The sequence below is a fragment of the Vibrio sp. Of7-15 genome (assembly GCF_022347565.1).
Classification (GTDB): domain Bacteria; phylum Pseudomonadota; class Gammaproteobacteria; order Enterobacterales; family Vibrionaceae; genus NORP241.
The window spans coordinates 1-22,758 of the sequence record NZ_JAKRGH010000007.1 but is presented as its reverse complement, the minus strand read 5'-3'; the positions used below and the strand labels follow the sequence as shown (position 1 = coordinate 22,758).

The 22,758-nt window shown below is 42.6% G+C and carries 19 protein-coding genes and 1 pseudogene; 10 read left to right on the top strand and 10 right to left on the bottom strand.

Translation table 11 applies throughout. The features are described from left to right. Positions 1–59: 59 nt before the first annotated feature. Positions 60–911, bottom strand: a complete 852-nt coding sequence (locus MHO82_RS09870) for a hypothetical protein (protein WP_239183775.1) — start codon at positions 909–911, stop codon at positions 60–62. A gap of 132 nt (positions 912–1,043) precedes the next feature. Beyond that, positions 1,044–1,577 carry a prepilin-type N-terminal cleavage/methylation domain-containing protein gene (locus MHO82_RS09865; RefSeq protein ID WP_239183774.1) on the bottom strand — a complete coding sequence of 178 codons (534 nt, stop codon included), beginning with the start codon at positions 1,575–1,577 and terminating at the stop codon, positions 1,044–1,046. Between the two features lie 222 nt (positions 1,578–1,799). Between MHO82_RS09865 and MHO82_RS09860 the strand changes: the two genes are divergently transcribed. The 3 genes from MHO82_RS09860 (at position 1,800) to MHO82_RS09850 (ending at position 6,565) form a co-directional block, all read left to right on the top strand. Further along, complete coding sequence (locus MHO82_RS09860; protein WP_239183773.1) at positions 1,800–4,061, top strand: S8 family serine peptidase; 2,262 nt, start codon at positions 1,800–1,802, stop codon at positions 4,059–4,061. A gap of 243 nt (positions 4,062–4,304) precedes the next feature. Then, a complete protein-coding gene (gene glgC / locus MHO82_RS09855; protein ID WP_239183932.1) occupies positions 4,305–5,537 on the top strand; it encodes a glucose-1-phosphate adenylyltransferase in 1,233 nt (410 codons plus the stop codon). 185 nt (positions 5,538–5,722) lie between these two features. Next, positions 5,723–6,565 (top strand): SMP-30/gluconolactonase/LRE family protein, encoded by an 843-nt coding sequence (locus MHO82_RS09850; RefSeq protein ID WP_239183772.1) that lies wholly within the window; start codon positions 5,723–5,725, stop codon positions 6,563–6,565. A gap of 66 nt (positions 6,566–6,631) precedes the next feature. On the opposite strand, the gene MHO82_RS09845 is transcribed toward MHO82_RS09850, so the two are convergent. Next, entirely contained in the window at positions 6,632–8,506 is a 1,875-nt protein-coding gene (locus tag MHO82_RS09845) for an EAL domain-containing protein (RefSeq protein WP_239183771.1), read from the bottom strand. 67 nt (positions 8,507–8,573) lie between these two features. After that, positions 8,574–9,332 (bottom strand): transporter substrate-binding domain-containing protein, encoded by a 759-nt coding sequence (locus MHO82_RS09840; RefSeq protein ID WP_239183770.1) that lies wholly within the window; start codon positions 9,330–9,332, stop codon positions 8,574–8,576. A 233-nt stretch (positions 9,333–9,565) separates the two neighbouring features. Here MHO82_RS09840 and MHO82_RS09835 point away from each other — a divergent pair, with 233 nt between their 5' ends. Further along, positions 9,566–10,564 (top strand): aldo/keto reductase, encoded by a 999-nt coding sequence (locus MHO82_RS09835; RefSeq protein ID WP_239183769.1) that lies wholly within the window; start codon positions 9,566–9,568, stop codon positions 10,562–10,564. A 167-nt stretch (positions 10,565–10,731) separates the two neighbouring features. Here the strand turns inward: MHO82_RS09835 and MHO82_RS09830 are convergent, their stop codons facing one another. The 3 genes from MHO82_RS09830 to MHO82_RS09820 form a co-directional block, all read right to left on the bottom strand. Next, complete coding sequence (locus MHO82_RS09830) at positions 10,732–11,637, bottom strand: LysR family transcriptional regulator (protein WP_239183768.1); 906 nt, start codon at positions 11,635–11,637, stop codon at positions 10,732–10,734. A gap of 258 nt (positions 11,638–11,895) precedes the next feature. After that, on the bottom strand, positions 11,896–12,510 hold the full coding sequence (locus MHO82_RS09825) for a flavin reductase family protein (protein WP_239183767.1): 615 nt from the start codon (positions 12,508–12,510) through the stop codon (positions 11,896–11,898). Positions 12,511–12,576: 66 nt separating this feature from the next. After that, entirely contained in the window at positions 12,577–13,317 is a 741-nt protein-coding gene (locus MHO82_RS09820) for an SDR family oxidoreductase (RefSeq protein WP_239183766.1), read from the bottom strand. A 97-nt stretch (positions 13,318–13,414) separates the two neighbouring features. Between MHO82_RS09820 and MHO82_RS09815 the strand changes: the two genes are divergently transcribed. Then, positions 13,415–13,771, top strand: a complete 357-nt coding sequence (locus MHO82_RS09815) for a hypothetical protein (RefSeq protein WP_239183765.1) — start codon at positions 13,415–13,417, stop codon at positions 13,769–13,771. On the opposite strand, the gene MHO82_RS09810 is transcribed toward MHO82_RS09815, so the two are convergent. Further along, the gene (locus tag MHO82_RS09810; RefSeq protein WP_239183764.1) at positions 13,772–14,566 is read right to left on the bottom strand and encodes a transporter substrate-binding domain-containing protein; all 795 of its coding nucleotides are present in this window, start codon (positions 14,564–14,566) and stop codon (positions 13,772–13,774) included. Between the two features lie 192 nt (positions 14,567–14,758). Between MHO82_RS09810 and MHO82_RS09805 the strand changes: the two genes are divergently transcribed. Together MHO82_RS09805 and MHO82_RS09800 are read left to right on the top strand one after the other, a co-directional pair. Beyond that, a complete protein-coding gene (locus MHO82_RS09805; RefSeq protein WP_239183763.1) occupies positions 14,759–16,363 on the top strand; it encodes a cytochrome c peroxidase in 1,605 nt (534 codons plus the stop codon). Between the two features lie 214 nt (positions 16,364–16,577). Further along, positions 16,578–18,575 (top strand): methyl-accepting chemotaxis protein, encoded by a 1,998-nt coding sequence (locus MHO82_RS09800; protein ID WP_239183762.1) that lies wholly within the window; start codon positions 16,578–16,580, stop codon positions 18,573–18,575. Positions 18,576–18,708: 133 nt separating this feature from the next. Here MHO82_RS09800 and MHO82_RS09795 read toward each other — a convergent pair whose 3' ends face one another. Together MHO82_RS09795 and MHO82_RS09790 are read right to left on the bottom strand one after the other, a co-directional pair. Then, entirely contained in the window at positions 18,709–19,572 is an 864-nt protein-coding gene (locus tag MHO82_RS09795; RefSeq protein WP_239183761.1) for an NAD(P)-dependent oxidoreductase, read from the bottom strand. A gap of 251 nt (positions 19,573–19,823) precedes the next feature. Next, a complete protein-coding gene (locus tag MHO82_RS09790; protein WP_239183760.1) occupies positions 19,824–20,759 on the bottom strand; it encodes a LysR family transcriptional regulator in 936 nt (311 codons plus the stop codon). A gap of 115 nt (positions 20,760–20,874) precedes the next feature. Between MHO82_RS09790 and MHO82_RS09785 the strand changes: the two genes are divergently transcribed. The 3 genes and pseudogenes from MHO82_RS09785 to MHO82_RS09775 all read left to right on the top strand — a co-directional run. Beyond that, a complete protein-coding gene (locus tag MHO82_RS09785) occupies positions 20,875–21,798 on the top strand; it encodes an SDR family NAD(P)-dependent oxidoreductase (protein ID WP_239183759.1) in 924 nt (307 codons plus the stop codon). A gap of 90 nt (positions 21,799–21,888) precedes the next feature. Beyond that, the gene (locus MHO82_RS09780) at positions 21,889–22,269 is read left to right on the top strand and encodes a DUF4345 family protein (protein ID WP_239183758.1); all 381 of its coding nucleotides are present in this window, start codon (positions 21,889–21,891) and stop codon (positions 22,267–22,269) included. Positions 22,270–22,557: 288 nt separating this feature from the next. Then, a pseudogene (locus tag MHO82_RS09775) lies at positions 22,558–22,758 on the top strand (hypothetical protein); the annotation flags it as partial.

Here is a 22,758-nt window from a genome sequence, read left to right as displayed (position 1 = left end):
ACAAAAAAGGCTTGGTGATTTTGAATAAAAGTCACCAAGCCTCGTCTGTTTTAATCTTGCTATTTAGTGCCAGATAAAGGAATGTTTAATGGTTCACTACATTGCTCTAAAAAGTAAGACAAGGTGTTGTTTATAGGCTGATACGCTTCTTGAAGTGCCGGCAATGGGAACAGTTGAACTTGTGCAGAATACTTAATTTCTCTGATTACAGGATAAAGGTTCTTAACAAAACCTTCATACATTTTATTTGATAACTCCCGCCCCTGCTTTTTTTGTAATTCTCTATTCACATCTAAATCCATGTATAAATTCCTGATCTCCTTTTTATAGACGTAAGTATGCCAATGTGCTATTTCATCGTATGATGCCCGTCTTTCATAAAACTGAACAACAGTATCCATTAACACCTTGGCTCGCACGATAATATGATTTGCAAACTCGCAATCAGTCAGCCTATCGAATGGAGACTCATGAGGCAAACGGTAAGTCTTATTAAAGATTTCTTCATCAACCGTACTCCTTTGGCTCCGGTGTCGGCCTTTAGCTACTGCAACAGATACCTCCACAGAGGCATACGAGTAAAGATTGAGATCCAGCGTTGTTCGATGAGAGTGCAGGCTACTGAAAAATCTGGATACTGAGATTCCATAGCATACATCTTCAGCTCTCTCGTCAGAACCATAAACCTCTTTATACCTTTTAGGGATGTGTAACTTGCTCCCGTCATCCCTAGTTAAAGTTAAAGAATAAAGTAACAACTCTTTGTAGTATGGCTTATCAAAACAGAGCTCAAGCACATCACTATTTACAATAGAAAATGATGTTACCTTAGGAGGAGGACCAGAAAACCACCCAGCATATACGCTACTAGACAGACCTAACAAAACAGGGATTAAAGACAAGTACTTCATTATTGCCTACTAAAAAATTAATATAAGAATACCATATAAAAACAATATTCTTATATTATTCATGGCATTACAACAATTTTTGAAATTATAACTTCAAATATTAGTAATATATATTTTTTATTCGTTACCCTACTAACAACCTTCAAAGAAACGTCGAATAACAATTGGGCCGACGGCTTTCTTACCCTCTGATGTGACGGTTAACGATCGAGATAAATGCACGAAGCAACGCTGTGATGCGATTTCTTTAAAGGTCAACTCCTTATCCCCAAAATAGACATAAGTACTCGGAATATCACTTTTTTCGGATGCCGACATCATCAAACCATCCACATTCATAACATTGTTAATATTTTCAGGCGCAATACTCAAATAACCATCTTGAAGCTTTATATCCGTATGAGGAATCGTGACTTCTCCGGGCCTGTTGTCTACACCCGCAATCATCGCTTTTTCCATCACTAAGCTGTCCGCGGCATTAAACGAGCCAATAAAGCCATTCAATGTTGCTACTCTGGCATTAGACTGAACATTCAAAAAATACGGGGCGGCCACAGCAGACACTATGCCAAGAATCACAATAACAACGATAAGTTCGATTAGGGTAAATCCTGACTGTTTTCTTAGTTTATACAGCTCAATCTTTAACATTCGTTTTTTAGTCACAAAAAATAAAACACCGTTAAATTATAACGACTAAAAATCATATTTATAATTTATTTATCTTAATTTTGACGCAACTAGATTTATTTAACCACAACCCATTCATAAAGCAAATCACTGAAAGAAAAAGATATTTCTACTAAATAAGAGATGTACAACAGAGTGCAAAGTCAATATATTGAATGGCACACGCTATAAACCACGTTCACTGAAAGGAGTTCTATTATGTGGTCATTCAAACACAGCGGTAGCCCACTGATACTCTCATGCTGCCTTGGGTTCAGCTCATCTTTACTTGCCGCCGAAATCCCCAATAAGCTAAACCTAGCTGCCCCAACCAAGGCTATAACTCATCAATATTTAGTCGCCTTTCAACCAAGGCCGTTAAGTTACGCGGGGACAGAATCAGAATACCTAGATTCGTTAATTGATTCACATCAACTCAGTGTATTAAAACGCTATCCACAATCTCTTAATGGTGTTTTGATTGAAGCCACACCAAAGCAGGCACAACAGCTAGCACAAAGTGAGCATATTCAGTACATCCAGCAGAACCAAACTTTTGCCCTTTCCCCCGTGATATCCATGTCCAGCACCCAAGTAAATCCAGAGTGGGGGTTAGATAGGATCGACGAGCGCTTTTTACCTACCGATAATAGCTACACCTCAGATCGAGATGGCACAGGTGTCACCGTGTATGTTCTGGATACAGGCATTCGTATGTCTCACTCGGAATTTAACAGCCGAGCAACCAGCGGCTGGGATTTTGTTGGCAATGATGCCAATGCCTCTGACTGTCACGGCCATGGCACACACGTGGCGGGGATCATTGGTGGAGTCGCAAAGAATGTTAACCTTGTCGGCGTTAGAATCATTAACTGTGATGGTGCAACAAGCTCAGATCTTATCGTTTCAGGGCTAGAGTGGGTTTTGAACAACGCTACCTCTCCTGCCATCGTCAACATGAGTTTTGGCGGCGTAACCTCAGATCTCGCGATTGATAATGCCGTTAATGCGTTAATCCAGAACAATATCTCCGCTGTCGCCGCCGCAGGCAATAATAACTCAGACGCCTGCAACGAAACGCCAGCCAGAGTACCTAATGCCATTACCGTTGGTTCAACCACCAGCAGCGATGTTCGTTCCGGCTTTTCTAATAAAGGTTCATGTTTAGATATTTTTGCCCCTGGAACGGATATTAAATCGGCTTGGAAGAACTCAAATAGCTCTCATTCGATTATGAGTGGCACCTCCATGTCTGCCGCCTTTGTTTCTGGCACTTTAGCTCTGGGTTTGCAAACAAAACCAACCGTGTCGCCTTCTGTTGCTCGAAATTCATTAGTGGATGCCGCCACTCTAGGTGAGCTATCGAGTACTGGCTCCGGCTCCCCCAACAAGCTTCTGTTTACGGATGTGCTTATCGATTACCCATCCACCACGACAAAGTGGGATGATTTTGGTAACAATGATCGCTGGGATGCCCAACTTGTGGGGGACTTTGATGGTGACGGTAAAGACGACCTTGCCAATTTTGATCCACTCTATGCCAAATGGTGGGTGTCTCGCTCTACGGGAAATGCCTTTACTACCACTCATTGGGAAACGAACGACACTAGCCACGACATCACTTCTTTCCATGTCGGCGATTTTAATGGCGATGGTAAAGATGACATCGCTTATGTCGAAAGCACCAACTATAACATTTGGGTTGGCCTGTCTACGGGCAGCAGCTTCGAAACCACGTTATGGAAAAACTTAGGTTCACAAGGAGGATCTGGCTGGCAAACGTCGCTACTGGGCGACTTTAATGGCGATGGCAAAGATGATTTTGCTCACATGAGCTTAGAAGACGGTGATTGGTGGGTAACCCTTTCAAATGGCAATACGTTTGACATGACAAAGTGGGGACGAACCAGCGATCTTACTCGTTGGACATATCACTTAGCGGGTGATTTTACTGGCGACGGCAAAGATGATGTGGCGCATTTTGATAATGAGCAAGGCGGCTGGTATGTCAGTGTCAGCAGTGGATCTTCTTTTTCTGCCACGCGATGGGATAACTTTTCTGATTTCAGTGGCTTAACCGCACGCTTAGTCGGCGACTTTAACGCTGATGGCAAAGATGACATCGCTAACTTTAATTCCGACGATGCTACGTGGTGGGTTTCTCTTTCCAATGGCAGTCAATTTACCACAACCAAATGGGTGGATTACCATCATGAAGATGGTTGGAAGACTCACATCGTCGGCGATTTTAACGGTGATGGCGAAAGTGATATTGCCAACTACCGGACCACAACAGGTAAATGGGGAATGTGTGAATCTCTGCCGCAGCAAGATGACTTTTCCACCTATGTGCTCAGTGATTACAACAATAACTCAGGCTGGACTACCCAAGTCGCAGGGGATTTCACTGGTAATGGTAAAGATGATATTGCCAACTTTAATCCCAACAATGGCACATGGTGGGTAACTTCTAGCCATTAATCACAAACACTAAAATCGGCCGTCGATGCATCATGATGGATTCATGGGCGGCCTGTTTCTTTCCCTTGCTTCCCTTTCTGCTTCTGCCATTCCAATTTAGTGCAATAACCATTTTATTTTCACCATATTAGTGCAAATGCCCGCTTATTTCGCCCAAGCGGCTATAGTTATCAAGTGATTGCACATTGGCGTAAAACTTGTAGTGCTCCTATTTTGTTTTTGTTGTTAAGGAGGTTTTTGATGATGCACGATGCATTAACCGTAATTTTAGCTGGTGGAATAGGATCTCGACTATCCCCACTCACCGATCATAGAACCAAGCCCGCTGTTCCTTTTGGTGGTAAATACCGCATCATCGATTTTACTTTAACAAACTGCCTGCATTCTGGCCTTCGACGTATTCTAGTCTTAACTCAATATAAGTCACATTCACTTCAAAAGCACTTGCGCGACGGTTGGTCTATTTTCAACCCAGAGCTTGGAGAATATGTCACGAACGTTCCACCACAGATGCGCAACGGTGACAGCTGGTATACAGGCACTGCCGATGCCATTTACCAAAATCTTTACCTACTTAAACGCAGCGAGGCCAAATACGTGGTGGTGCTTTCTGGTGATCATATTTATCGTATGGACTATGTACCAATGATAAAACGCCACAAAGAAACAGGGGCAGATGTCACCATTGCCAGCATGAGAGTCGATAGAGAGGAAGCCAAACAATTTGGTGTAATGCAAATAGATGAGAACCAGCGAGTTCTCACGTTTTGTGAAAAACCCGAAAACCCAACCCCTTTAATCGAAGATCCGACTAAGAGTTTGGCTTCAATGGGCATTTATGTGTTTACCACCAAAGCACTCATCAACGCATTAGAGCACGATAACCTTCAACTCAACTCCAACCACGATTTCGGTAAAGACATCATCCCTAGACTGATCGATCAAGGCCACGTCTACGCACACCAATTTGGTGGAAAAGAGGGCCGAGTAAGCCAAGATGCTTACTGGCGAGATGTGGGCACCCTTGATTCCTATTACCAAGCCAATATGGATTTGCTGCAACCCACACCGCCGATGGATTTGTACCAACAAGATTGGGCGATTCGCACCTATGAACCACAGCTCCCCCCTGCTCGCACCGTATCATCTGTTACAGGCAATGAAGGCATTTTTATTAACTCCATTATTGCTAACGGTGTCGTGAGCACAGGAGGATCAGTTCAGAATTCCATTTTATTCCCTAAAGTGACCATTAAAAATGCCGCCGTGGTAGTAAATAGCATTCTTTTTGAAGGCGTCATCATAGAAGACAATGCCTACGTACAAAACTGCATTATCGATAAACACGTTACGATACCCGCTGGAATAGAAATTGGCGTAGATCCAAAGCTTGATGCTATGCGTTTTAAAATTTCAGACAAAGGCGTGGTTATCATTCCATCAGATTATAACTTTACACCTTGTCTCGTACCCTAAACTTCACGTTTGCATCTTCATCATTCCCTTAGAGAGCCCGTTATCCTCACTAACGGCTCTCTTACCCACCCTATCATTGTTGTAATATGGAAACAGATATTTGATTAATGCCGCATATATCAACAATTGTCATTCTCTTATTATTCCCCCAGCAATTAAGCCAACAAAATAACTAAGAGAATATAATGAAAAAATTAGCCATGGCCATTACGACATCCATTCTTCTGTCCACGCAAGCAGCAGCGGCCCCACAATTGATCAATACCGTGCCAAACCTACCTGGAGCAGAGTCGATTGTCTTTGATGAAAGCAAAGGGGTGTACTTTGTGTCTCTTCAAGCTGGTGACAAACCGGGAGACGGCTCTATCGTTGCTTTAAACACCGATTATCAACTGATTGCAACCATCGCAAAAGGGTTGGAGAACCCAAAAGGCATCGCGATTAAAGGGGAGCACCTCTTTGTTAGCGATATGGAGTATTTAGTCGACATCAATCTTGCTTCAGGGCAAGTAACCAAATACCAACCTAAAAATGCCGAATTTCTAAACGATGTCGCGATTGATGGTAATGGTGATGTTTACGTTTCAGACATGTTCACTTCCACCATCTACAAGTTAACAAACGGTCAGATCACCACTTGGCTAGACACTCCTGCCATCGAAAACCCAAACGGCCTACAATTTATTGATAACAAGCTCTACATTGCGGCATGGGGCTACTTTAATGATGCCAACCCTCTTGAAGCACCATTTGGGCGAATTCTAAAAGTAAACCCAAATACTAAAACGATCACCGCCATTACCCAAAAGCCACTGGGCAATTTAGATGGCTTACAAGTCGACAAGCAAGGCAATTTAATCGTATCTGACTGGAAACAAGGTGCGGTGTATTCAGTAACAACCAATGGTGAATCACAACAGATCCTCGATGTTCCTCGTGGTGCTGGCGATCTGCTTTATTCCCAAAAGAAAAATACACTTCTCATACCAATGGCATTAGAGGGTGAAATTCTCGAATATAAGTTGTAAAGCACTCATAAATAAAAACATCTAAACATTCCTAACAAAGCCCTTGTATTCCTATCTTTGCACGTCTTATTCAAGCTTATCGTTCGCAGAAAGGTAGTTTGCATAGAAGTCATTGGAATTCACGGGCTTTCCAAAATAGAACCCTTGATAAATATTACCGCCGCATTTTTTCACAAAGTCGGCCTGCTCTTTCGTTTCAATGCCCTTCGCAACAACGTTGATTTCTAGATTATTAGCCATAGAGATGATCGCCGACGTGATTTTCTGGGTGTTTTGAGGGCTAAAAAGGCTACTGATCAACTGTCTTTCTATTTTTAAAGTGGAAATAGGTAATGCATGTAGATATTTGAGTGACGACGACTCTGAACCAAAGTTATCCAAAGAGATGTTAATACCTAGGCCCTGAATGTTACTTAACGTTTGTAGAAACCGCTCCTCGTTCTGATAAAGAATACTTTCTTGGAACTCGACTTCAATGGATGACGCATTCACTTCATACAGTTCCAGCAAGTATTTAATTTTACTTAGCAAACTTTCATCTAATAATTGAACAGGTGATAAATTAATAGAAAGATAAAACTCTTTTCCATACAAAGCTTGCCATTTAGAAAGTTGCTGAACCGACTCCCGTAATGAGTAATACCCGATTTCAATAATTTGCTTCGAGTCTTCTGCAACAGATAAAAAAGACTCAGGAAGAAGTAAGCTGAACATCGGGCTATACCAACGAAGGAGAACTTCTGCCCCCATCACCCTATTGCTTTCGACATCAACCAGTGGTTGATAGTAAAGTGACAACTCATTATTACGCAGCGCGCTGGACAACTGGATCTCAATTTGGTGTTTTTGGCTTAAGTCAGAGGTCATCCTTCTATTGAAGAATTGGTATCCTTTATTATCAATGTGACAGTGAATCGAGGCAGAATTGGCCTTTCTAACCAAAGGCATAAAGTCTTCAGAGTCTTGCGGGTATATAGAAACGCCAAGACTAACCGATAGCACTACTTTTTTGTCTTGTATGCTTACTTCTTTATTCAACTTTTTAGACAACTTCTCTGCGATTTCAATAGTCTCTTCTACGTACTCTTGGTTATCGCATAAAAAGAGAATGCATATTTCTTCATCTGATACTGATGCTAAATACACGGTGCTCGGCAAAATAAACGTCAGCTGCTTACTGACATAAATGGTCACTTTTTGGCTATCTATTAAGCCGAGCTCCTCTCTAAGCTGCGCATAATTGTTGATTCGTAAAGAGATAACCGACAGCTTTGGCTCCGACTGCTTCAAATGATCATTAAAAAACTTCTCTAGCTGGGATAAGTTTGGCAACCAAGTAAACGAGTCTCGGTATTTTTGTAGGTTCGAAATCTCTTTCTCTGCGGCGTATTGATCTATCGTTTGAGCCAGTTTTTTATTCACATACTCTAGCTGGGTAGTACGCTGTAAAATCTTACTTTCTAGCGTCTGATTTTGATAAAAAACATCGAGATTACTTTCAACCATCTTTCTGAATAAACTGAGTAAGTTTCTTTGTTTATCTGAATAATGGTTTTCTTTGTTATCCAGTATACATATGGTGCCAAAAGCTTCCCCTGTCGGCCAGTTAACAGGCAAACCGCAATAAGAAATCATCCCCAGAGCGATGTCCGGGTTAGTGTCCCAATCCACATCTTTTAAAGCATTAGGTACTAACAACTCTTGCTGATTGGCAATCACCGTTTCGCAATACAACTCCCCTTTTAAGGACTCGCTGTCTCCAACTTTATAGGGGTTACCTTCTGTATTGCTGCTCACACACACGGAAATATTTTCATCAGACACCCGCATAATCAAAGCCGCAGGAATGCCCGCTTCTAAAGCAATATGGTTCAATAACTCCTGCCAATCATTGAGGATTTTAGGAGGTATGTCAGTTTTTTTATAACCTTTAACGTCCATAACAGCCTCACCTAACCAAGCCATTTTCTATTATTATAGATGAGTTCAATACTCAAAAAGGGGTATGCTACTGCCAATCACTAAGACCATACTTACTAAGAATTTTGTGCAGCTCGCCTGTTTCCCGCATTTTAATCAAACCACGTGTAAAAATATCTGCATATTCTTTAGATTTAGCGTGATTAGGAGAAAAAGCGATATAAACTCGATTTCCATCATTTAGCAAACCAACAGCACGAAAAGCGCCATTGATTTCCATTAATTTTGTCTGTTGCCAGAATACATTTTGATCCTCAATAACAACGTCTAACCGGCCTTGTTGCAGTAACTTAATCAATGGTTCTAGAGGGCTTGCCCCATGTGAATAATAAACACTCTTTGGATTACGGACTAAAAACGCATCTAACTCATCACCATAGCTATATCCCTTAATTACCCCAATCCGTAAATTTTTCAAATCGTGTATGCCAGAGATCGTTTCAATAGCACTCTCTTTGTTGATGAAAAAAGCGTTTTGGGCCCGCCCAAACTCTTGCGATGGAAAAACAAAATCTGGTGCATCTTCTAAAAAGGCGCCTATGATGGCGTTGAACCTTCCTTGCCGAGTACTGGAAATGGCTCGCTCCCAAGGGCGCACCGTGTACATAACTGAATGGCCATGTCGACTAAAAATATGCTCTGCAATTTCAATACCATAGCCAGGTAAAGTTGAATTCGGTGCCCCATTATAGGGATACCATTCATCGGCAGTGATCGTGATCGTGTCGGCACGACAAACAGAAATAAGGGATAAAGAAATGAAAACAGTGAATAGATAAAACTTCATATTCCGCAGCACCAATGCTTCTAACACCTCTTATAGTGTAGATACATGATCAATAGCTTGTTGCTTAAATTTCCTCCCGAACGGTAACACTTTAAACCGAATACGATTTAGGAAACAAAGCCAATTTATCACTACAACATAATTCCCAGTAATACCGAATTGGTATTGCTTACATAGCAATTCAGCCTCAAAAAAAATGATGAAATAATATTTTCACTATAGAAGGAGGATATATGAATAGTAGGTATATTGCAGAAGGTCTACAAACAAGTTCTATTGGCTATGGCGCTATGGGACTAAGTGAATTTTATGGTAACACTAATGAAAAAGAGTCCTTAAAAGTACTTAATCAGTTAATAGACTTAGGGATAAATTTCATCGATACCGCTGATTTTTATGGCCGTGGTCATAATGAAAAACTCATTGGCCGCTTCCTTTCAAGCCTAGATCTGAATACCAGACATCAATTTAAAATAGCGACTAAATGTGGTATTGAGCGCTCTGCTGATGCTGCGTATGCAAGGCGTATTAACAACACACCAGAGTACATTACTAAATGCTGTAATGAATCACTAAAGCGCCTAGGTGTAGAGCAAATTGATCTATTTTATTTGCATCGAATAGATAAAGAATTACCTATCGAACAAAGTATGGAATGTCTTTCTGGGCTAGTTCAGCAAGGTAAAATAAAACATATAGGTTTATGCGAAGTATCAGCAGAAACACTCAAACAAGCCCACTCTGTTTTCCCCATTTCGGCGTTACAAACAGAGTACTCTCTATGGACACGAAATATTGAAGATGAAATCCTTCCTGTCGTTAAGTCTTTAGATATAGGATTGGTTCCCTATTCTCCACTAGGGCGTGGTTTTTTAACTGGAGCCTATAAAAATAACGACAGTTTTTCTGATGGCGATTTTAGGAAAACAAATGAAAGATTTTTACAAAAAAACTTAGACCACAATAGTCAGCTCCTAGAAAAAATCAAACCCTTAGCAAGTAAATACGACGCCACACTTGGGCAAATCGCTCTTGCTTGGTTATTAGCCAAATACAATAAGCTTGTACCTATTCCAGGAACAAAGACTGAAAAATATTTAATTGAAAATTCTAATGCATCGAACATCATATTAGAGCCTGCTGACGTATCAATATTAGATAATATTCACAAAGACGTAATAATAAAGGGTAGTAGATACAATAAAGAAGGAATGAAAGGGGTTAACGTTTAGCCCTTCTCTATTAATTAAATTTTCATTAAAAGCCAAATTTGAAATAGCAAAAAAGCTCTAGGGAGCACAACCTCATACCTGATAAAAAATGAGCCCTATTTCGAATTTGGTGAACAATTAGATCAAGCTAGGATCAAGGCGATTAGAAGCAGTCACAAGACGTCCTATTAAACTTTATCTATTAGGCTGTTCAAGCCTTCTAAAACATGTTCTCTTTCTTCTGATTTAGAGACAACAGCATAAACATCAATATTCAATACTTTTTGAGCCTCATCTATAAGAGGTTTATACGTTAAACCTTCCTGAGTAAAAGTGCACATGGATGCGGGCATTAATGCCATACCTTTCCCTAAGGCTATCGCAGAAAGCATAACAAGTGAATCTTCTGGCTCTTTTACCCTTTTAATAGAGTAAGGAAGTTTTGAAAAATATCCTTCACATTTATCATAAAAAACAGGGTTTTCTTTGCGTGAAAACCAAAACAAAGGCAGATCACCCACTTCTTTTAATGACACTTTTGCTTTCAAAGGGTCGACATAAGAAGATGGCATAGCCAACAACAACGGTTCTCGGTATAACCAATGAAAATCATAATTATATGTACTACATAGACTTTTCTCTCCTGTTATCACAATATCCATTTGACCTTTAGAAAGTGATCGTAATAACTGCTCTGAGTTTAACCTTTGAATCGCTAGTTCATCGTCACTCAGAAGCTCAGAAATTTTATTATATAAGATAGGAATATTATTAAAGTTAAGGGTTTTCGTTAACCCTATACGTAAGCTCGTTTTGACCTCTGCTAATTCATTCGTTAGCAGTGAAAGTTCTTCTATCAAAGCAGAAGCTTTACGTTCTAATTTGGCTCCAGCATCAGTAAGATGCACTTTATGAGTATTTCTCGATAACAGCTCACACCCTAATATATCTTCTAAACATTTTATATGTCGTGTAAGAGGTGGCTGAGTCATTCGGAGTCGTTCAGCGGCTTTTCTAAAACTTAGTTCTTCCGCAACAGCTAAAAAACACTGTAATTGCTTAATACTTGGTAGTTGACGATTAATAATACTCACTACTGCTCATTACATCTAGTTACATAATGTTTCATATTAACAAAAAGAATGACATTATGTCGCCAACATTATGAGACATATAAACAATTTTATAAATATCACCTATTCTCTGCCTCTGCCGTTTACCTTTCATAATTCACAATAACAAATCGGTTATACCAAGCTAATACATAATAACTAATTTCTTTTGACCCCAAAAAACAAAGCCTTTGCAAATTGAACTGCAAAGGCCATATTAAGATTTACCTCAAACCACGCTTATTTCGGGCGTTGAATCGCAAACGGCGTACCAATAGGGGCGTACTCGCCACCACCTAACCGAGCAAGTGGTGCAATCTTAGTAGCATCTAACGACAAGCGCCCTTTAGCGTCTTCACCCACTACAGACTCTGCTAAATACACGGTTTCTACTTGGGCAAACACTAGCGTTTGTGGTACCCCACCAATTTCTTTCACTTCGTATAAGGTACAACCAAAGGCCACACTGCAATCGGCTAAACGCGGTAATGGAAAACCGTCAAATTCCACGGTTTTAAGATCGGCTTGCACCACTTCAGATTCACCGTGTTCAAGGGTTGCCGCCGTTTTTGTTACGGCTTCCGCTTGCGCTTCTGAAGCAATGTGGATCACCATTTTTTCTTTCTCAATGGCATTTTTCGCCGTGTCTTTCAGCTCACCATTTGGCTTTTTTCCTACCGAAAACATCAGCAACGGCGGGTTACTAGAAACAGGCGTAAAGTAAGAAAATGGCGCGAGGTTATAAGACTTTTCTGCCGATTCGGTCAGTACCCAAGCGATAGGACGAGGAATCACGGTTTGGGTAACTAAATGATAAATTTCGGTTGGTGATAATGCTGAAAAATCCAACTGCATGAACAGGCATCCTTTCTCTAAAACTAAAAAATGAAAAGTGTGTTGATAATGCGCTTATTGTCGCGATTACGCGAGAGATAATCCACCGTCGACCACTAAAGTATGACCCACCACATAACTTGATTGATCTGAGCACAACCATTCAATGGCATTCACTATCTCATCAGTATTAGCAAAACGCGCCAATGGCACAGCCGCTTCGACCTCTTCTTTTAGCCCTGGCTGACTCTGCGTCACTCTATCTTGCCAACGAGGTGTCCATGTAACACCTGGAGAAACCGCATTAATTCGAATACCTTGTTTAATGGCTTCTAAGGCTACAGAATGAGTTAGCCCTTCAATGGCATGCTTAGACGCACTGTACATGGCCGCATTTGGTGTGGGCCGAAAACCATTCACCGAACTTACATTCACCACCGTACTGCCTTGTTTCATCAGTTGTAACTCATATTTTAAGCACAGCGCATGAGCCCAAAAATCACATTGCAACGTGCTAAAAAGCGCATCCACAGGCACTTCACTAAATACCCCGCCTGACGCCAATTTAGGCGAGGCGTTATTAATGGCAATATCGAGCACAGAGTACTGCTCACGAATGTGATCGAAAAAATGCTCGACTTGCGTGTTATCTGCTAAGTCCACTGATTGAAAATCAACATTGGCTAATTCAGGAAACCGAGTAACCGCCTCATTCCAAGTTTGTGTGTTTCGAGAACACGTGATCACCTTATGCCCTTGTTTTTGATATCTAAGCACTGCCGACAAACCGATTCCTTTACTACCGCCAGTAATTAAAACCGTTTTCATTATCTTCCCACCTATGTAATACGCATTGTAAGTTCTCATTTATTTATCATAATTAACTTAAGTGCAACTTATTGAGTATTTAAGTGTGAAAGTAACGATGTTTAAACTGGCACTCATTCCTTTATTCTCAGGGGGACTACTTTGGTTAGTGATTTTTCTGTGCGCACCAAACGCAGAAACCGCCTATGGCAATATTGTCTCTTTTTCATCGGTGTACTATTTTCCAGAAAAGCGTCACTTCATTAATGTCAGCCTAAAAAACCAACCCAATGAAATCATCAAACTGCCTTTACCTAAAAACCACGCCTGTATCGCCAGTTCCTCTATTGAGTTGACTAAGCGCTTTTGTGTAATACGCCAGCGTTCTCTGTATCACTTCCGTCATTGCAGCCCTGTAGAATCCAATATCTCTTTTCTGCCATTACCGGTACAGAACCCTAAGCCAAATCTGTAACTATTTTTCGGCGACATATGACAAGTTGTATTTACGATAGACAGAAGCAAATGTGCCATCTTGCACCATCGTAGATAACGCTTGAGTGATTAAAGGTAAAAGCTCTTCTGGTAACGTTTTTAGCGCCTCATTAGAAAAGGCTAAATAAGTAAACCTTTCATCAAAAACAAGAGGAGAAACTTGTTGTATTTCTTGCTTTTTATCTAATTGCTCAATGTAATATTGGCTTTGCCCTATGGTATGCATAAAACCATCTAAACGTTTAGCAAGCAGCATTTTCACTAATCGCTCTGCCGTGCGCACTTCTGTTTTAATAAACAAATCATTTTCTACGGCGGCATCGTACTCCACGGGCATGGCAAAACCCATTTTATAACCAATAACGGCACCGGTTACATTTTCAATAGTGGCCTGCTTAATCCAGCTTCCTTTCGGCACAAAAAGCGCAACAGAAATAGTGGCAAGGTGAGGTTCTTCAACATACGTAGCGTACGTGGTTCTATCTGATGTCCAATAGGCTCCGAACACAGCCGATACCGTGCCTGTTCTCGTTTCATGTAAAACACGATTAAACGGCATTAGTTTGATATGAATAGGGTACGAAATACGTGAAAATAACTCTGTCATGAGATCAACATAAATCCCTGTATGTTGATCATTCACCGTAAAACTGTAAGGCGCATAATCTTCAATACCAGCTAAAACAATGACAGGTTTTTCGCTGGCTTTAACCGAAAAAACGCACAAAAAAGCCATCATTAAGAAGACCAACACTTTCCCCGTTTTTTTCACCATTCCTAATACTCTCGCCCGCAGCCTAATGCGCTGTTGATATGTATAAAGATAGGGTTACCGCTATATTTACGCCACTTTTAGCCGACTGGAAAAAGCTAACCATCTGCCTAATTTGCACATTTATTCCTTATTGTTTGTGCAAAGCCTGCCCATTTACTTCCTAAACTGTCAAAAACGTTACAGGAGGTGACCATGATAACCACAATACTAACTCCCCCACCTAAGCTGGCTTTAACTTTGGCTTTCTCTGTCGTGATGTTGGCAGGCTGTAATGGCGGTGGCTCCAATAACGACACGCAGACGTCTGATGCAAACGCAGCGGTACTGGATACACCTGCCGCCACTCCTCCAGGGGCAAACCCACCAAATAATAGCGATGAAGTATTGGATGAAGCCCTTGCAGAACTGATCACTGCCCTGAATCTGGATGCCGAACCGCTGGCAGGAAGAAGCGTGCCAGACATCACGTCTCCAGCCGCTCAACTGGGTAAAAAATTGTTTTTCAGTAAAAGTTTAGGAGGAGGGCTAGATACCGCCTGTGCCAGTTGCCACCACCCGACTTTAGGCGGTGCCGATGAACTAGCGCTGCCTATCGGGGTTGAAGCGATTCAACCAGAAGTGTTGGGAAACGGACGCGTAAACCGCAGTGGTTTACCCTCTGTACCCCGCAACAGCCCAACCATCTTTAATACTGTTTTGTGGGACACAGGATTATTTTGGGATTCTCGTATTGAAAGTTTAGGCAAAGAAACCGGAGAAAATGGGGCCGCTTCTGGCATCAGTACGCCAGATTCAGGTTTTGGTATTGGTGATGCCAATGCAGGAGCCAATTTGGCCACCGCTCAAGCCAGATTCCCAGTAACGTCAACGGATGAAATGAAAACAGACGGCTTTGAAAATGGCAGCAGTAACGATTTAATCCGTGCTCATTTGGCTGCTCGGATTGGTGATTATGGCATTAGACAAGGCGAGCTGAGCTTGAATCAATGGCTACAAGAGTTTCAGACCGCTTTTAGCAGCGCCGATGACGCTGAAACCCTCATTACCTATGAAAACATTGCCCATGCTATTGGCGAATACGAACGTTCTATGCTGTTTATCGATTCGCCTTGGCAGCAGTATTTAAATGGCGATCAAACCGCATTAAGCGATCAGCAAAAACGTGGTGCGCTGTTATTCTTCCGCCCAAACAACGAAAGGGGCGCTGGCTGTGCTGCTTGTCATAACGGTACATTGTTTAGTGATGGTCGCCATCACGCTGTTGCTTTCCCTCAATTTGGTCCAGGTAATGGAGACGGAAATAACGATGACTTTGGCCGAGAGCGAGTCACAGGCAATACCGACGATCGCTACCGTTTCAGAACCCCAAGCTTACTGAATATAGCGCTCACCGCCCCTTATGGCCACGCAGGCACTTACAAAAGCCTTGAGCAAGTGGTGCGACATTACCGTAACCCAAGCCGCAGTGTGGAAAACTTCTTTGAAAACGCACGTTGGTGTCAGCTCCCTCAGTTTAAAAATATCGCCGACTGTGATGCCCTCTACCCCGATTCTTTTGCCAATTCTGAATTAGCTTTGAATAAACTCAGAGCAGAGCAACAGAACAATACTTCGTTACTGCAACGAGCGAACCTGAATGATCGCGAAGTGGGTGAGCTAGTGGCTTTCCTCCACGCACTGACCGATGAATGTGCAACCTCTAGAGCCTGCCTTGCTCCTTGGATTGCCGACGAAGTCACCGACAACCCAGATAATAACGTCTTAATCGGCACCGATGCAGACGGAAACGTGCTCTAAGCTGTAATCCCATTTCTCCCCCCACTCAATCTTCTCGTCCATACCTCTGAGTGGGGGCTTTTTTCTGAGCATTTCGTTGCTTATTCACACCTCTCAAATCTTGATCTGTCCAACACTAAGAAGAAAATATGAGTCGCAAAATACGTTAATTATTTACCGAATCATTTTTTAACATTATGTTAACCAAACTATGTTGTATCAAAAGTGATAAAAAATGAAATTACCGATAGCAAGGAAGCTTACGCTCAGTTTTATGCTGGTTGCGTCACTGTATTTATGCGCCTCGGTCGCGGTGTATAACATCATTAACCAAGTTGAAGAGAATGCAAACTCCCTTCTTTCTGTCGATTTACCCACGGTCGATGCCAGCCGTTCATTGCAGCAATCAGTACAGGCATCCATGTCATCACTGCGTGCTTATATGTTACTGGGATCCGATGAAACCCTTGCCGACAACCTAAAAACAGAGCTAACCCAAACCACTCAATACGTAGATCAAGTACTGCCAACGCTACAAAGCAATTTAAGCCACGATGATTTTTCCCAAGTAAAAACCCAATGGCAAACGCTGGTAGCCAGCCAGAACCAAGTGGCCGAGATTGCCCACAGTGAAGAAAACCTGCCTGCGCACGCTTTGCTCTTAAATGAAGCGGCCCCAATTGCTGAGGTGGCTTTAGATCAACTGCAAGGCTTACTCAATGATGAAGAAAGGAATCAAACAGGGGGCGAGCGAAAACGCTTAATTAAACTGTATGCCGATAGCTACAACTCATTAGCCAATGCCCTTTCTGCCCTGCGCGACTACCTTTTTTATGGCCGAGAGGAATACCTAGCGAAATACCAAGAACTGATTGCGAATCATCATAAATCTGTGGCTGAAATTGAAAGTAAACAAAGCTTGTTAGCAGGCAGTGATCTCACCTTATGGCAGCTTTTCAAAGAGATGCAGCAGCTCTATTTTCCGTTGGCCGATCAAGTGATCAGTTTACGCCAAGCCCCTGATTGGAACCAAGCCAATTACCACATGGCTCAAAACACCATTCCTGCGGCTAATCAGTTAGCTGCCACGTTAGAGAATATCGTCAGCAAACAACAAACCCATGCTGAGCACAGCGGCAATGCCATTGGCACCAGCGTCACTTCGGTGGTCTGGACGCTATTTGTTACAGCGTTATTAGCCACATTAGCTTCTATGGTTATTGCCAAACTGTTAGGCAGCAACATAGGACGACGCTTAAATTTGGTCGCTAAACGTGCCGAAGACATTTCTCATGGTGACGTGGCTGGCCAACCTCTGGCCGACAAAGGCGCTGATGAAATAACCACTTTGGTCGCCGCCATGAACCGCATGAGCTTGTCTCTCTCCTCGCTGGTGAAAGGCGTCACAGACAGAGCCGATGACGTAGACAGCAGCATGCTTGTTTTACTCGAAACCAATAACAAAACCAGTAACGAGGTCGTGGCACAAACTCAGAAAATCAGCTCCATTGCCACTGCCATTGAAGAGCTGTCGGTCACGGCGAACGAAACCGCCAATAACACCCAAGAAGCCTCTCAAGATTTACAAACTTCAGAAAGTTTATTGGCTAAAGGCGAGCAAGCACTCACAGACAATAAAGCAACGGTAGAACAGCTTCACCACGCCATCAATCACGCGAACGACATGGTACAAAAGCTGAATGATGAAAGTGACAAAATCGAGCGAGTGACGGAAGTGATTGAGCAATTAGCCGAACAAACCAATTTACTGGCGCTCAATGCCGCCATTGAAGCCGCTCGCGCCGGAGAGCAAGGCCGTGGTTTTGCCGTTGTTGCCGATGAAGTTCGCTTGTTGGCTCAGCATACCACCTCATCCACCTCTGAGATCAACACCATTGTGAATGCCATCCAGAACTCCACAGGGCAAGTGGTTAATACCATCAACCGCAGCCAAACCTTAGTGCAATCAGGCATTGAACAAACCACCACCACCAATTCCGTGTTACTCGACAGCATGCAACATATTCAAGGCGCAACACAGAAAGTCAGTGACGTAGCAGTGGCAACCGAGCAACAATCCAGCGTGACTCAATCTTTAGCCGATTTGATCCACCAGCTCTCTTATTCCGCAGATGGCGTGGCCAACAACTGTAAAGACGCTAATGAAACGTCTCAGAATGTAAAAAATAAGGTCATTGATTTAAATGAAGAAATGTCCAAATTTAAAGTGTAACGCTATCTAAGTAACTCAAATCTCTTCCATAGAAAAGTGAAAAACCGCAGCCTCAAAAGAAGCTGCGGTTTTTATTTATTCGCTCTTAATGACTAGGCTAATTACTGGGCGCAAGCACGTGAAGATAGACACATTATTTTTTAAGCGATTTAATCAGCACAGAGGTATCCATTCTGCCAAAGCCTTCTTCTGATAACGCTTTGTACGCATTATTGGTTTTTTCCGCCAATGGTAGCTCCAGCCCCTTACGTTGAGATTCATCTAAACAAATCCCTAAATCTTTGATCATCCAATCAATCGCAAAGCCAAAATCAAACTTATCTTCCGCCATGGTCACTGCGCGGTTTTCCATTTGCCAAGAGCCTGCCGCGCCATTTTTTAGCACGTCTACTAACTTCGCAATATCTAAGCCCGATTTTTCAGCCAGTAATAAGCCTTCTGATAACCCTTGCAGAACACCAGCAATACAGACTTGGTTCACCATTTTGCTGCGCTGACCTTGGCCCACTTCGCCCATCAAAATGTACGATTTTCCGTAAGCGTTAAATACTGAATCTAACTTATCGAATACCGCTTGCTCGCCACCACACATAATGGTTAAACAGCCATTTTCAGCACCCGCTTGACCACCAGATACAGGCGCATCAATAAAATCGACCTTCTTTTCGCTACAGGCTGCTGCAAGCTCTTCTGCTAAAGTCGCTGACGTTGTTGTGTGATCAACCACAATGGTGTTTTCCGCCATCACCGCTAATGCGCCATTTGGCCCAGTGATCATTTCTCGTACATCATCGTCATTGCCTACACAGGTGATCACCACATCAGCGCCTTCAGCACACTCTTGCACCGATGTCGCCACTGAGCCTTGATACTGCTCCTGCCACGCTAAGGCCTTTTCATGAGTACGATTAAACACAGTCACGTCAAACCCTGCTTTCACAAGGTGACCTGCCATTGGGAAACCCATCGTACCTAAACCGATAAAACTAACTTTCATCTTTCTCTCCTTGTGCAGAGTTATCTATTCACTGGTTTCACACTTAGAAGCCTCTCCTAAGCGGTTATGGGCTCACTTTAGGGGATATGAATGCATTACAAAACCGAAAATCACCCTAAATAAGTGATATTTTTAACCAAAACATACATTGATATACCTCATGGCAAAATTGATATACTTTTTGCCGATGTTATCTAACAATACGCAGAATGACCTACCCGCCACCATCACATCGTAACGACTGTTTACACTTAACCATTATCCTTCATCGCATGTGGGACGGTTCCTGTCACCCAAAACTCATTTTCCCGCGACTGGATTTGCTCTGCTAAAAAATCAACCAAACAGCGTATTCGCGCAGTTCGACGCAAATCGCGATGAAGTAACAACCAAATGCTGCGATAAGGCAACGGCTTTTGAAAAGGTGCTCGAACAAGGTTGGGGTGTCTATCGCCGAGGTTACACGCTAAATAAGCCATACCAAGCCCAGAAGCTGCCAAGGAAAGTAAAGGAACCAGCTCCGAAACTCGGTGTTTCAGGGTCGCTTTAGGGTAGAAGCTCTCTTTTAGCCACTTTGCGGTCAGATCCCCTTCCGGCTCATGCCAACCAATAAAGTGCAGCCCTTCTCCGCCGTTGTCTTTCACTCGTTCGGCGTATTCACGGGTGCAATAAGCCGCTTGAGACATCTGCACAAGCCTGCGGCCAACCGCATCGTCATACACATCATTAGCTACTCGAATAGACACATCAGCTTCACGGCGATGCAGATTAGCAATCTCATTCCCAAACTGTAAGTTAAGGGTAATATCAGGGTAACGCTCAGAAAAAAGGGCGAGATCATCCATGATAGACGTCATTGCCATACCATGAGGCATAGAAACATAAACGGTTCCGACCGGATCGGCATCTCGACCGATGATCATACGGGAGGCCGATGTCATCTCTTCTTCCACTCTCTCTGCATAAGGCAATAACTCTTCCCCTATCTGAGTGAGGACTAACCCTTGCTTAGAGCGATCAAAAAGACGGCTTCCAATCCGCTCCTCCATGATCGAAAGACGGCGAGTGAGGGTGGTATGGTTCACCTGAATGCTCTCGGCTCCACCGCGTAAGGTTCCGGCTCGAACAACAGCGAGAAAAAATTTCAGATCATCCCAATTGAAGGCAAAACTTTCATTGTTTAGCACTGAGTCACCTATGGTTCATTTTTGAAACACTGTGTCCACTTTTACCCGTATACAGTTCATTTTTCAATGGTGATAACTTAATCCCATGCCAACAATCACACTAATGGGAACAAACATGAATACGATTAAAACCGTTCTAATTACTGGCGCGAACGCTGGGATTGGTTTCGAAGCGGCTCGCCAATTAGCCTCACAAGAAGGCATTAACAAAATTTACTTGGGCTGTCGAAATATAGACAAAGCCAACGATGCCAAAAGCCAACTCGTCGCAGCCACAGGAAAAGATATTTTTGAAATCATCATCCTTGATGTGTCAGATTCAACATCCGTTCGCAATGCAGTAGCCGCAATGACATCCCCTGTTGATGCCGTAGTATTAAATGCGGGCGGCACTGGTGGGCGAACGCCACACGCACTCACCAGTGACGGCGTCACCAACATCTTTGCTTCTAACGTATTAGGCCATGTGGTGCTGGTTGAAGAGCTAATAAAACGTCAGCTTGTTACCTCCACCATTCTTTACGCTGGCTCAGAAACCGCCAGAGGAATACCCAAAATGGGCGTGGCGAAACCCGAGCTAAGCAGCTCCTCCATCGAAGAATTCGCTTCCATCGCCAATGGCAGCAAATTTGGCTCAAAAGCCGATCCACTCGATGTCTATGGCACCATAAAACTGACAGGCACGTTATGGATGGCATCCATGGCAAGGCAACATCCGCATCTTCGCTTTGTCACCATGAGCCCGGGCGGCACAACAGGCACCAACGGCATGGACGATTTACCCTTCCTCAAAAAACTGTTCTTTAAATACGTCGGCGGCCTTGTTATGCCCATGTTCGGCATGATGCACAGCGTAGAAAAAGGGGCCAAACGTTACTTAGAAGGACTGTTTGATCCAAGGTTCGAGAGTGGCCATTTCTACGCAAGCCACGCTGGTTCACCCACAGGCCCGGTGGTGGATCAGCTCACGATTGAACCTTCGTTTGGCAATACCACCGCACAAGACAACGCCCGCCAAGCGATTCAACAATTTTCGTAACTCAGACATCAAATAGTCATATAAATATAAATATAAATATAAATATAAATATAAATATAAATATAAATATAAATATAAAAGGAAACCATAATGGACACTACACTACAAATTCTTGTTGGCCTTGTTACTGTAATGCTAAGCGGGCTTGGCATCATGTCGATGTTTGCACCACAAAAAATGGTCACGAATTTCTCGCTAGAACCCATTGGCAAAGCAGGGCTGAATACCATTCGCTCAGTCATGGGAGGCTTGTTTTTAGCCAGCGTTGCCATTCTGGTACTGGGGCTGACGTCAGGCAACACCGAAGGGTATTTCTTCGTGGCCATTCTAATGATCGCCGTGGCTGTTGGCCGAGTTGTAGGGCTGATTTTCGATGGGTTTGATAAAGCCGTTGTTCCACCTTTAGTGTTAGAACTCGTGATTGCAGGCGTATTGCTCTTCAGCCACATGAAAAATGGCGGTTTTTACTAAGGGGCAACTCAGTCAAAGAGTAATAAATGAAAAAACAATCAATAAGTAAGACATAAGAAAACCACATAATAAAGGCAACTTTTAGAAGAGCTGCCTTTATGTTTCACAAGCCCTTCACTATCTCGACTTCATCACTAGCCACAAACGATTGATTTATAGACTAAATAATCGAATTTATGTGACTCAGATTGAATAAATGGATAATTAAAGCCCAATCTATAAACTTTGCATTCCCCTTAAGTTGAATATCAATATAATGCATATGGTTTATTAATAAGCCGTTGAATTATGAAACTTAAATCTATTTTATTCACTTCCCTGCTCCTTTCTTCTTCGTGGAGCCACGCCAACACCATCGACCCTGTGACCTGCACACAACATAACGCAGGTACCATCATGATTGACAACGAACAACTGTATTTGGTGGTGAATAACCAGCTTATTCGTAACCCCGATTACTGGCAGAACTTTCTTGATGGCAACATAAAG

Coding starts and splice junctions, on each gene's coding strand:
- MHO82_RS09860 (WP_239183773.1), top strand. CDS start 1,800: ATGTGGTCATTCAAACACAGCGGTAGCCCACTGATACTCTCATGCTGC.
- MHO82_RS09785 (WP_239183759.1), top strand. CDS start 20,875: ATGAATACGATTAAAACCGTTCTAATTACTGGCGCGAACGCTGGGATT.
- MHO82_RS09835 (WP_239183769.1), top strand. CDS start 9,566: ATGAATAGTAGGTATATTGCAGAAGGTCTACAAACAAGTTCTATTGGC.
- MHO82_RS09800 (WP_239183762.1), top strand. CDS start 16,578: ATGAAATTACCGATAGCAAGGAAGCTTACGCTCAGTTTTATGCTGGTT.
- MHO82_RS09850 (WP_239183772.1), top strand. CDS start 5,723: ATGAAAAAATTAGCCATGGCCATTACGACATCCATTCTTCTGTCCACG.
- MHO82_RS09845 (WP_239183771.1), bottom strand. CDS start 8,506: ATGGACGTTAAAGGTTATAAAAAAACTGACATACCTCCTAAAATCCTC.
- glgC (WP_239183932.1), top strand. CDS start 4,305: ATGCACGATGCATTAACCGTAATTTTAGCTGGTGGAATAGGATCTCGA.
- MHO82_RS09815 (WP_239183765.1), top strand. CDS start 13,415: ATGTTTAAACTGGCACTCATTCCTTTATTCTCAGGGGGACTACTTTGG.
- MHO82_RS09810 (WP_239183764.1), bottom strand. CDS start 14,566: ATGGTGAAAAAAACGGGGAAAGTGTTGGTCTTCTTAATGATGGCTTTT.
- MHO82_RS09795 (WP_239183761.1), bottom strand. CDS start 19,572: ATGAAAGTTAGTTTTATCGGTTTAGGTACGATGGGTTTCCCAATGGCA.
- MHO82_RS09840 (WP_239183770.1), bottom strand. CDS start 9,332: ATGAAGTTTTATCTATTCACTGTTTTCATTTCTTTATCCCTTATTTCT.
- MHO82_RS09805 (WP_239183763.1), top strand. CDS start 14,759: ATGATAACCACAATACTAACTCCCCCACCTAAGCTGGCTTTAACTTTG.
- MHO82_RS09820 (WP_239183766.1), bottom strand. CDS start 13,317: ATGAAAACGGTTTTAATTACTGGCGGTAGTAAAGGAATCGGTTTGTCG.
- MHO82_RS09780 (WP_239183758.1), top strand. CDS start 21,889: ATGGACACTACACTACAAATTCTTGTTGGCCTTGTTACTGTAATGCTA.
- MHO82_RS09870 (WP_239183775.1), bottom strand. CDS start 911: ATGAAGTACTTGTCTTTAATCCCTGTTTTGTTAGGTCTGTCTAGTAGC.
- MHO82_RS09825 (WP_239183767.1), bottom strand. CDS start 12,510: ATGCAGTTGGATTTTTCAGCATTATCACCAACCGAAATTTATCATTTA.